General features: G+C 72.8%; 11 protein-coding genes. 4 read left to right on the top strand and 7 right to left on the bottom strand.

The features are described 5' to 3' along the window. Window positions 1-321: 321 nt before the first annotated feature. Window positions 322-1,260: a 16S rRNA (cytidine(1402)-2'-O)-methyltransferase gene (gene rsmI / locus ACIBJE_RS23120; protein ID WP_396751497.1), complete on the bottom strand. Its 939-nt coding sequence runs from the start codon at window positions 1,258-1,260 to the stop codon at window positions 322-324. A gap of 351 nt (window positions 1,261-1,611) precedes the next feature. Here rsmI and ACIBJE_RS23115 point away from each other — a divergent pair, with 351 nt between their 5' ends. Both ACIBJE_RS23115 and ACIBJE_RS23110 read left to right on the top strand, forming a co-directional pair. Continuing rightward, window positions 1,612-2,373 (top strand): PIG-L deacetylase family protein, encoded by a 762-nt coding sequence (locus tag ACIBJE_RS23115; protein WP_396751495.1) that lies wholly within the window; start codon window positions 1,612-1,614, stop codon window positions 2,371-2,373. Then, window positions 2,370-3,335 (top strand): methyltransferase, encoded by a 966-nt coding sequence (locus tag ACIBJE_RS23110; protein WP_396751493.1) that lies wholly within the window; start codon window positions 2,370-2,372, stop codon window positions 3,333-3,335. The genes ACIBJE_RS23115 and ACIBJE_RS23110 overlap by 4 nt, the downstream gene beginning before the upstream one ends. A gap of 171 nt (window positions 3,336-3,506) precedes the next feature. Here ACIBJE_RS23110 and ACIBJE_RS23105 read toward each other — a convergent pair whose 3' ends face one another. From ACIBJE_RS23105 to ACIBJE_RS23095, 3 genes are all read right to left on the bottom strand, one after another. Then, window positions 3,507-4,040, bottom strand: coding sequence for a PepSY domain-containing protein (locus ACIBJE_RS23105; protein WP_396751491.1), 534 nt, complete (start codon window positions 4,038-4,040; stop codon window positions 3,507-3,509). 116 nt (window positions 4,041-4,156) lie between these two features. Then, a complete protein-coding gene (locus ACIBJE_RS23100; protein WP_396751490.1) occupies window positions 4,157-5,473 on the bottom strand; it encodes a sensor histidine kinase in 1,317 nt (438 codons plus the stop codon). Further along, window positions 5,470-6,165, bottom strand: coding sequence for a response regulator transcription factor (locus ACIBJE_RS23095; RefSeq protein ID WP_396751488.1), 696 nt, complete (start codon window positions 6,163-6,165; stop codon window positions 5,470-5,472). The genes ACIBJE_RS23100 and ACIBJE_RS23095 overlap by 4 nt, the downstream gene beginning before the upstream one ends. Window positions 6,166-6,267: 102 nt before the next feature. Between ACIBJE_RS23095 and ACIBJE_RS23090 the strand changes: the two genes are divergently transcribed. Both ACIBJE_RS23090 and ACIBJE_RS23085 read left to right on the top strand, forming a co-directional pair. Continuing rightward, the gene (locus ACIBJE_RS23090; RefSeq protein WP_396751486.1) at window positions 6,268-6,756 is read left to right on the top strand and encodes a septum formation initiator; all 489 of its coding nucleotides are present in this window, start codon (window positions 6,268-6,270) and stop codon (window positions 6,754-6,756) included. Window positions 6,757-6,930: 174 nt separating this feature from the next. Next, window positions 6,931-7,989, top strand: a complete 1,059-nt coding sequence (locus ACIBJE_RS23085) for a hypothetical protein (protein WP_396751484.1) — start codon at window positions 6,931-6,933, stop codon at window positions 7,987-7,989. Window positions 7,990-8,141: 152 nt separating this feature from the next. Here ACIBJE_RS23085 and ACIBJE_RS23080 read toward each other — a convergent pair whose 3' ends face one another. From ACIBJE_RS23080 to ACIBJE_RS23070, 3 genes are read right to left on the bottom strand one after another with little or no spacing between them, the layout of a single operon-like run. Continuing rightward, window positions 8,142-8,606, bottom strand: coding sequence for a hypothetical protein (locus ACIBJE_RS23080; protein ID WP_396751482.1), 465 nt, complete (start codon window positions 8,604-8,606; stop codon window positions 8,142-8,144). After that, a complete protein-coding gene (locus ACIBJE_RS23075) occupies window positions 8,581-9,237 on the bottom strand; it encodes an RNA polymerase sigma factor (protein ID WP_396751480.1) in 657 nt (218 codons plus the stop codon). Before ACIBJE_RS23075 ends, ACIBJE_RS23080 begins: the two co-directional genes overlap by 26 nt. Continuing rightward, the gene (locus tag ACIBJE_RS23070; protein ID WP_396751478.1) at window positions 9,234-10,475 is read right to left on the bottom strand and encodes a S8/S53 family peptidase; all 1,242 of its coding nucleotides are present in this window, start codon (window positions 10,473-10,475) and stop codon (window positions 9,234-9,236) included. Before ACIBJE_RS23070 ends, ACIBJE_RS23075 begins: the two co-directional genes overlap by 4 nt. Between the last annotated feature and the right edge of the window lie 19 nt (window positions 10,476-10,494).

Here is a 10,494-nt window from a genome sequence, read left to right as displayed (position 1 = left end):
GGCGTGGCCGACCCCGGCCGCGTGCACGTCAACGGCCAGCTCGCTTGCCGCTGGCCGGTCCGCATCGCTGCCGGTCTATCGCATCGCCACCTAACATTCGAGGCAACACCTGGCTGCGATTTTACCAGCGGGATCGCAGACCGTCCACATGGGCGACTACGGCCGACCGGTCGGTCCGGAATTGGCGATCTGCCCGGTCGGGGCACGCGGACGCGTCGGACACTTCCCCTATTCCCGGCGCCTCCGACATTTCCGCAGCCCAAAATGACGGATGGTGACAGCTCGCAATCAATACGTTACCGCAGTCCCGTCCGGGAGTTGCTATCCGCCGCTCCGGGCTCCGGAACGGCCGGTCCCGGCAGACTGCTCCGCAGTGCCCGTGTCCCGCTGCTGCACCGCCAGGCGCACCTGCTCGTACACCCAGTTCCGGGGCAGCCCGGTCACCTCCCGGACCACCTCGCGGACGAGCCGGGAGTCGGCCCCGTGGCGCACCAGCGTCTCGGTGAGCCGGTGGGCCAGCGCCTGGTCCTCGTCCGCAGGCTCCTCACCGGCACCGGCGACGACCACGGTGAACTGCCCCCGGACCACCGCTTCCGCGTCGAGTCGGGCGACCAGTTCGGAGAGTGGACCACGGAGGAACTCCTCGTCGTCCTTGGTCAGGTTGCGGGCCAGTGCCGCCGGACGGTCGCCGAGCACCGCGCGGACGTCCTCGAGCATCGCGACGATCCGGTGCGGCGCCTCGAAGAAGACCAGGGTTGCCACGGTCGACCGGAGCGCGGTCAGGGCGGTCCGCCGCGCCGCCTCCTTCCGAGGCAAGAACCCGACGTAGTGGAACTGGTGGTTCGGCAGCCCGGAGCCGATCAGCGCGGTCACCGACGCGGTCGCGCCGGGCAGCGGGCGGACCGGCACGTCGGCCTCGACGGCCGCCACGACCAACCGGTAGCCCGGGTCGTTGACCAGCGGCGTGCCCGCGTCGGAGACGAGAGCGACGTCCGTGCCCTCCCGGAGCAGCCCGAGCAACTGCTGGCTGCGCGACTCCTCGTTGTGGTCGTGGTAGCTCAGCAGGCGGGTGTCGATCTCCAGGGACTGGAGCAGGCGGCGGGTGTGCCGGGTGTCCTCCGAGGCGATGACGCCGACCCGGCCGAGGACCTCGATCGCCCGCAGGGTGATGTCGCCGGGGTGGCCGATCGGAGTGGGCACCAGGTAGAGGGTGCCGCCGTCGGCAGCATCCGACCGTCGCGTTCCGTCCGCCTCTGCCACCCGTCGCCCCCCGTGTCGTCGCCGCCAACTGTATAGGAGCCACCCGCCGCCGACCGACGGCCCGCGGACCACACGGGAGTTTTCCGGGCCGCCCGGTCATTTCCCGGCACCCGGGCCGCGCCACGGCGGGTAATCGGAACCGGACGGTACGGACGCGGAATCGACTCCACAGCCGAACGACACCATTCCGACTACCCAATGTCACCAATGGAATACTTGACACCCTATCGACGCATACATAAGATCGAACTCCGTCGGGGCATCCCGACACTTCTCGGCGAAACTGTCCACCGCAATTATCTGAAACAGATCCCGTCTTGCTTCCGCCACAATCGCTCGAAAGGGCGCCGAATGCCTGACCCGGATCACTCGGCGATAACGGACATCGTCGTTTCGCCGCATTTCGACGACGGGGCCCTTTCGGTCGCGTCGGTGCTGCGCGCGGGGCGATCCGTACTCCTGGTCACCGTCTGCGGCGGAACACCGACCGAAGGTGACGACGAGTGGGACCGCCTGTGCGGTTTCGAGTCGGGCCCCGCCGCCGCCGTGGGGCGCGCCGCAGAGGACCGCGCCGCCGCCGCCCTCGCCGGCAACCGGGTGACACACCTTCCCGTGCCGGACTCGCCGTACCGGGTCGACTTCCCGTCCGAGACGGTGACGGCGGCGCTGGCCCCTCTGTTCCGGCCCGGCGTACGGGTCTGGGCCCCGGTCGGCATCGGCGACCACCCGGACCACGTCGGCACCCGGGACGCGGTGCTGACCGCGGCGGCCGGGACCGGCTGCCAGCTGACCTTCTACGCCGACTGCCCGTACGCCTTCGGCTCGGGTTGGGACGCCCCCGACCGGGAGCGGCCCCCGGCCGACCAGTGGGAACCGCAGCTCGCCGCCCTGGCCCACCTCGTGGACGTCACCAGCCCCCGGATCACCCGTCTGGACGACTCCACGATGCGGTTGAAGATCGCTATGCTTCGCTGTCACGCCTCGCAACTGGCCGGTCTCTCCGTGGACCACCCCCACTTCATGGCCTGGGAGGGGCCGTTGCGCCAGGAGGTCTTCTGGCCGGCGTCCGTCCTGATCCCCGGCCTGGAACCGACTCTCGGGAGTAGCGCATGATCGTCGGAGGATCGACCATCCAGCCGGAGCGCGTCGACGCGGCGGCACTTCGACAGCTCGGCGACGCCATGCGGAAAGTGGTCGGCTCCGCCGAGCCGACCCCGCTCGCCGACCTGCTCTCCGGCACTCGGGTCGACCCGGACGAGCTGACCAGGGAGGTTGGCGCGGACTGCCGGCGGGCGCTGCTCGACAGCGGCATGGCCGTCGACGACGGGACGACCTTCTCCTCGCCGCTGCGCGGCCACCAACTGCACGGCGTCGTGGTGCTCAGCGACCCGGACGTCGAGGAGGAGGTGCAGCACCGCTGGTACGTCGACCCGCTCTGGGAGGCGGACCTGCTGATCCGGCTGATGCTCCGGCGCGGCGGTGCGCGTGCCCTCGACATGGGCTGCGGCTCCGGGGTGCTCTCGCTGGTCCTCGCCGACCGTTACGAGTCGGTCCTCGGGGTGGACGTCAACCCACGCGCGGTGGCGCTGTCCCGTCTCAACGCCGCCCTCAACGGCCTGACGAACGTCACCTTCCGCGAGGGCGACATGTTCGAGCCGGCCGAGGGACGCTTCTCCCGGATCGTCTTCAACTCGCCGACGAACGAGGAGGGCAACGAGTTCGTCGACCTGCTCGAGGCCGGTGAGCCGATCCTGGAGACGTTCTTCCGCAACGTGCCCCGGAAGCTGGAGTCCGGTGGTGTCGTCGAGGTCAACCTCGCCATGAACGACTACCCCGGCGACCTTTTCCGCGAGCGGCTCGCCAACTGGCTCGGGCTGACCGAGAACGGGCTACGGGTGCAGATCTTCACCTCGCAGCGGCGGGCGACCGAGAGCGGAGGCGAGTGGAAGCGCGGCTGGCTGGTGGTCGCCCCCGGCCCGGTGGGGCTCACCGAGATCGAGTGGCCGTACCACGACCTCTACGAGGAGGACCCGGACGCCCTGCTCGACGGGACCAACCGGCTCCTGCAGGGCTGACCCACCGGCCCTGACCCGCTCCGGCCCGCCGCAGCACCACGGACACGCATCGGCCCCGCTCCCGTTGCGGGAAGCGGGGCCGTTGCCGCTCGTGCGGAGAAGGCGGCAGAGGTCCGACGAAGGGGCAGCGCCGTCGGCCCCGGGCTGGCCGGCCTGGTCAGTCGGGCCTGGTCAGTCGTCGTCCCGGTCGTCGTCATCGTCGTCATCGCGGTCGTCGTCATCGTCGTCGCGGTCGTCATCGTCGTCGTCGACCGGCTCCTGCTCGGTCTTGACCACGCTGCCGTCGGCCCGGTCCACGTCGACCTCGTGCTCGGTCGAGCCGTTGACGATCTCCACGCTCCACACCTTGCGGCCGCGCTCCTTCTCGGCCTCGACCTCGACGACCCGGCCGCCGCCAACCTTGGCCAGCGCGATCTCCTCGGCGCGCTTCCGGTCCACCGCGTCGCCGGTCGACGGGGACGTGGTGCCGGACGGCGAGCTGGGGACGCTGGTCGCCGATGGCGCCGTGGGGGCGACGGTGCCACCGTCCGGGGTGGTCGGCGCCGTCGGGGCGGTGGTCGGCGCCGTGGGGGCGGTGGTCGCGGCGGTCAGGGCGGTACGACCGGTCTGCTGCTCTGCGGCGGCGGCGGTACCGATCGCCGCTCCGCTCACCGCCAGCACCGCCGCACCACCGACCGACGCCATGATCAGGGACTTGCGCTTCATCTCGACGCACCTTTCCTCGGGTTCTGCCTAAGAGGATCGGCCGGAACGGGATAGCGGCGCGCTGTACCGATGCTAAGGCCGGGTTAAGACCTGTTCCGGCTCACCCGAACGGGTGCTCAGGGACCGCTCGGAGCCGCCACCGGGGCGAGCCGGAGCACCACCTCGGCACCACCGGCCGGGCCGGTCCGCAACTCCAGCCGTCCACCGCCGACCTCCGCCGCCCGGCGGGCGATGTCCAGCCCGAGACCGGTCGACCCGGCCGTGCTGGCACCCCGACGGACCGTGTCCGGCGGCATTCCCGGCCCCTCGTCGGCCACGCTGAGCAACACCTCCCCACGCGACCCGGCCGGGGCTCCGCGCGCCGCGCCCGTACCGGTGAGCCGCACGGTGAACGGCGTGCCGTCCGGGGTGTGCGCGAAGACGTTGCCGAGCAGCGCGTCAACCGCCGCCGCCAGGTCGTCGGCGGGCACCGCGACCGGCAACGGCCCGGACGCCAGTTCCCGGTGGACCGCCCGCCCGGTGTCCTCGGCCAGCACCGACCAGAACTCCACCCGGTCGGCAACCACGGCCGCCGCGTCGCACCCCACCGGCCCGGCCACCGGCCGCTGTCTGCGGGCCTGACGGATCAGGCCGGTCACGGCCCGTTCCAACCCGTCCACCGCAGCGGTGATCCGGGCCGCGTCCTGCGGGTCGCCCAGCGACTCGGCCTCCAGCCGCAACGCGGTCAGCGGGGTGCGCAGCCGGTGCGACAGGTCGGCCACCTGTTCGCGTTCCTGGGACAGCAGCTCCTGGATCCGGCCGGCCAGGTGGTTGAGGGCCCCGGCCACCTCGCGCAGTTCGGTCGGACCTGCGGGGGTCACCCGGGCGTCCAGCTCGGCGTTGGCGAGCCGGTGCGACACCGCGGAGAGTTCGCTGATCGGCCGGACCAGGGTGCGGGCCAGCCGGTCGGCCACCACCAGCCCGATCACCACCAGCAGCACGCCGAGCAGGGCGAGCACCAACCAGGCGCGGCCCACCCCGGCGGTCAGCTCCGCGCCCGGCACCACCGTCCGGATCACGCCGGTGCCGTCCGGCCGGCCCTGCACCGCGATCACCACCTCGCGTCCGTCCGCCGACTCCGCGGTGAGGCTCTGGCCGCGCGCCGCCAGCTCCACCGCCGGGGTACGCGGTGCCGGGGTGCCGAGCACGGTGCCGTCGGGCAGGAAGACACTGACCGGCCGGTCGGAGTCGACGGCGAGTTGCTCGACGGTCAACCGGATCGTCGCCGGGTCGGCGGTGCCCACCACCGGCACCAGGCTCTGCGCGTCGGCGGTGGCCCGCACGGTGGCCCGGTCCTCGGCGACGGTACGGACCAGCAGCGCGAGCGGCACCAGGAAGGCGACCAGGGTGAGCACGCTGACCGCGGCGGCCAGCAGGGCCAGGCGCGCCCTCACCCGACCTCCTCCGGAGCGGCCAGGCGTACCCCCACCCCTCGGACGGTGTGCAGGTAGCGGGGTTGCTGGGCGTTCTCCCCCAGCTTGCGGCGCAGCCACGACAGGTGCACGTCGACGGTCTTGTCCGCGCCGCCGTACGGGATCTGCCACACCTCGGTCAACAGCTCGCGCTTGGTGATTACCTCGCCGGGGCGGGCGGCCAGATGGTGCAACAGGTCGAACTCGCGCGGGGTCAGCTCGACCGGCTCACCGTCCAGGGTCACCTGCCGGGAGCGGGGGTCGACCCGCAACCCGCCCACGACCAGCGTCGGATCGTCCGACCCGGCGACCGAGGCGGCACGCCGCAGCACCGCCCGGACCCGCGCGTCGAGCTGGGCGGCGGTGAACGGCTTCACCACGTAGTCGTCCGCACCCGCGTCCAGGACCCGGACGATCTCGGTCTCGTCGTCCCGCGCGGTGGCCACGATCACCGGCACCGGGCTGACTGCCCGCAGCATCCGCAACAGCTCCCGACCGTCGAGGTCGGGCAGTCCGAGGTCGAGCACGACCAGATCCGGCCGGTTGTCGAGGGCGTCCCGCAGCCCGTCCATCGCGGTCGACGCGGCTGCCACCGCGTGGCCCCGGTCCCGCAATGCCCGGACCAACGGGGTCCGGATGGTCAGATCGTCCTCGATGAGCAGCAGGCGGGGCACACCAGGCAGGCTAGCCGCCCGGAACGGCGACAGCCCGGTCGTTAACCCTCCCTTATCGTCGTCCGGTGCTCGCCCCAACCCGCGATCGGGGATAGTCGGGGCATGCGCCGTCCGTTCCTCGCCGTCGCCGGGTGGTTGGTCACCGCCGTGCTGGTCACCCTGGTCGGGGTGGCCGCGATCCGCCTGGTCGGGGAGAGCATCGCCGGCACCCCCGGCGGTGTACGCAGCCAGGAGGAGGTCCAGCGGGCGCTGGCCGCGCCGGAGCCGACCGTGCCCGGCCCGACGCCCTCGGTCGCACCGTCCGCCCCCGGACCGGCGCCGTCCATCTCCGCCACGCCTCCGCCCAGCACCACCCCCACGGCGGTACGGCGGGTGTTCGCGACCACCGGCGGCAGCGCGGTGGCCGAGTGCGGCCCGGACGGGGTACGGCTGGTCTCCTGGGCGCCCGCGCAGAACTACCGGGTCGGTGAGGCGGACCGGGGCCCGGACGACGACGTCGAGGTCAGCTTCGTCGGGCCGTCCGGCGAGCACGAACTGACCGTACGCTGCGTCGACGGCCAACCGGTGGCCGAGACCGGCGACGACGACTAGCGGGTCCTGGTCGCGCGGACAGGCGACACCGGCGCGGTGCCGGTGACGAGATTTCACCATCTGACAACACGCCAGGACTCCGCAGGTATTTTTCTTCGTCGATCCGACTCGGTAAGGGTGTCCGCCCGGACCGGCCCCCGCCGGCCCCGGGATCCCACCACCGGGAGGAAACCCGTGACCACACGTCTGACGCCACGCGTCCGTCGATCCGTCCTCACCCTGGTCACCGGAGCCGCGACGGCGTTGCTGCTCTCGGTCACCTCGGCCACGGCGGCACCCCTGGACGGCCCCGCCGACAGCCGTGAGAGGGCCGGCACGCAGGCCACCCCGGTCGATGTCTGGATGAAGGACTTCGACGCGGACACCGGCCTCCAGCCGCACGGAAATCCCACCATCTGGATGAGCCCGGACATCAAGGTCTGCAACACCGCCGTCGACTGCCCCTGGCCCGGCCACTCTCCCATCGTGGGCGCGCGGAACTACGTCCACGTCAACCTCCGCAACCCCGGTCCGTACGGCACCGGTGCCATGGAGGAGGGCCAGATCCACGTCTACTGGACCGACCCCGGTGCCGGCACGGCCTGGGAGGACGACTGGAACGAGATCGGCTGGATGACGGTCCCGGTCTACAGCGGCACGACCAAGGTGGTCATCCCCTGGGACAACGTCCCCGGCCCCGGGCACTTCTGCCTGCTGGCCCGCTGGGTCTCGCCGAACGACCCGATGACCTTCGAGGGTCCCGAGACCAGCGTCAACACCCAGTACAACAACAACATCGCCTGGCGGAACGTCGACACGGTGGAGGTGGAGGCCGGTGGGTCGGCCACGGTGATGCCGTACACCATGGGCAACCCGCTGGACCGGGCGAACCGGAACAGCCTGGTGTTCACCGAGGTCGGCGCACCGCTGCGCGCGGCGGGCGGTCGGCTCGTCGCCAACCTGGGGCCGACGCTCTACCAGCGCTGGGTCGAGGGCGGCAAGGTGGGCAAGGCTGTCCGTGATCTCGGCCGCTACCAGATCGAGATCACCGACCCGGCGACGGCCCGGCTGGACAACCTGACCCTCCAGGCCAAGGAGAAGCTGAAGTTCTCGCTGAACTTCACCGCCGCCACGGTCACGAAGCAGCCGATGGCCGTGCGGGTGACCCAGTTCGGCCCGGACAGCACCGGAGCCCAGTACACCGACCGGGGTGGTGTCCACTACAACGTGAAGGTGGGCGCACCCCGGCGCTGACCTGGGGGCGAGGGGGCGGAGCGGAGGTCGCGGCCGGGATCCGCGACCTCCGCTCCGGCGTGTCCGGGGACCGGTCGGCCGGCTCCGCGCACGGCCCTGCGTCGGGTCGCCACCCTGTCCCGGGTGAACGGCACGGGGTGGCCCGGGACGGATCAGCGCAGGGCGACCCAGGACGTGCGGACGGCGTACCCGGTGGTGCTGGCGCGGAACTGCACCGGGCCGGACGGCGGCACCCCCATCGAGAAGAAGCCGACCGCGTCCACCGGTGCGTCCTCGTACTGACCGTTCGCGGTCCGGGCGCTGACCCGGCCGGGGCGGGCCGGGGAGAGCTGCCCGACGATGCCGGTGGCGGTCACCTCCAGCTCGAAGACCACCGTCCCGCTGCGGAACGTCAGCGTCCGTTCCGCACCGGCGGAGCGGGTCAGACCGGCCGGCTCCCGGTCGCAGGCCGAGTCGAAGGTCAGCTCGGCCAGCGCCAGCTCGGCGTCGACCGTGCGCCAGCTGAAGGCCGCCAGCGCGGCGTCCAGGAACTCCTCGGAGACCGGCCCCGGATCGCGCAGGGCGGCACCCAGCTCGACCAGCAGCGCGTCGTCACCGGCGGGCGGCCATTGCTCCACTGCGTTCACCTCCGGTCCCCTCCGCCCCGCCCGGGGACAGTCGGACGTACGGGGCGAGTGCCGGGGAGTCCCGCAGCCTCGCCAGACAACGGGCCTGTGTCGGCCCGACGCTGCCCACCGGCATGCCGAGCCGTTCCCCGACCTCCCGGTAGCTGGCCGGCGGATCGCCGGCGAGCAGCCCGAGCAGCTCCCGACAGCGCGGCGAGAGCTGCGCGAACGCGTCCCGCAGCGCCTGTCGACGCTCGGCCCGCAGCAGGTCCTCGTCGGGAGCGGCCGAATCGACCAGCAGGAAGACCCCGACGTGCCCGTCGACCGAGTCGTCGTACGGGTCGAAGGGTTGGGTGCGCCGGCCGAGACGCAGCAGCCGGTGGCACTCCCGCCGGGTGGTGGTGACCAACCAGGCCGGCAACGCGTGCGAGTCACGCAGCCGGCCCAGCTGCTCCACCAGGCGCAACCAGACGGTCTGGTTCACGTCGGCGGAGTCGGCCCGGTCCAGTCCGTGGCTGCGGATCACCGTCGCCACCAGGGGCGTGTACCGGCGGACCAGCTCCGCCCAGGCCGACTCGTCCCCGTCGGTGGCGGCGGAGACCAGGGCGGGCGTGCTGCGCCCGGTGTCGGCGGACGGACTCATCCGACCAGCACGCCGTAGCCGGGCTGCCAGGTCGGGCCGGCGACGAGGAGCGTCGCGGCGTCCGCCGCGTCCAGGCCGGTGGCCGTCATCAGGGCAGCGATCCGTCCGGAGACGTGCGCGGTGGCGAAGGAGGTGCCGACCCAAGAGGCGAAGCCGTGGAACACCAGGGCCGGCTGACCGGGCAGGTACAGTTCGCCGTCGACGTAGGTGCTGCTCCGGTCGCCCCGGGCGGAAGCGTCCACCCAGGTGCCGCGACCGCTGTAGCCGGCCGGCACCGGGCCGGTCGGCCCCGCGCTCGCCGCCGCCACGGCCACCACTCCGTCCAACGCCGCCGGCCAGGACTTCCGGCTGGTGCCGGCGTTGCCCGCGGCGGCGACCACGGCCACCGTGGCGGGCAGCCCGGCGAGGGTGTTCGCCACCGGCAGGGGTGGCTGGTCGTCCTGGGTGAAGTAGCCCAGGGACAGGTTGACGACCGCTACCTCCGGACGGAGCCGGCGGATCGCGGCGACCAGGCTCTCCTCGTCTCCGATCCCGGTCGGGGCGAGCGCGGCCTCCGGGTCGAGCCGGACACCCGGGGCGGCCTGCCGGACCACCCCGGCGACGAAGGTGCCGTGGCCCCCCTGGAGGGCGAGCTGGGTGCCGCCGAGGTAGAGCGGGTCCTCGTCGTCGGTCTCCGGGAGGTAGCTGCCGCCGAGCCACTGCGGGTGGACGGTGCCGGCCCGGCGCCAGATGCCCGTGTCGCAGACCCCCACGGTCACTCCGGCGCCCTCACCGATCCGGGCCGGATCGGGGGCCGGCAGGGCGGCGCCGACCCGGGGCGGTCCGCCGGGATTGCCCATGATGTTGCCGAAGCCGAGCAGGACGTGGTGCGGCTGCACCAGCGGGATCGGCTGTCCCGGCCACTGTCGGGGGTCGCGCAGCTTGGTCACCACGCCGGGGATGTCGGTCTCCTGCTGGAACAGCAGTCGACGCACCCCGCCGAAACCGGTCACCTCGGTCACCTGGTGGCCCCAGCCGCGTAGCCGGCCCAGCACCCGTGCGAGGTCCTGCGGGGCGGCCAGCAGCTGGCGGGGACGGTAGAGGAACTCACGACCCAGGGCGGTGTGCCGGCGGACGGTCGGATCGGCGGTCACGGCCTCCAGGAACGCCCGCTGGTAGACCTGGTCGAGGGTGTCCGCGGCCCCGGCCGGGCCGGGCCGACCGAGCGCGCCGAGCGGCACCGCCGCGGCGGCCAGCATGCTCCACCCCACCAACCGC

Origin of the sequence: Micromonospora sp. NPDC050187, assembly GCF_044459745.1 — a bacterium.
Lineage (GTDB): Bacteria > Actinomycetota > Actinomycetes > Mycobacteriales > Micromonosporaceae > Micromonospora.
Note: the sequence above shows the minus strand (reverse complement) of the source record. Positions and strands in the feature narration are given on the sequence as shown.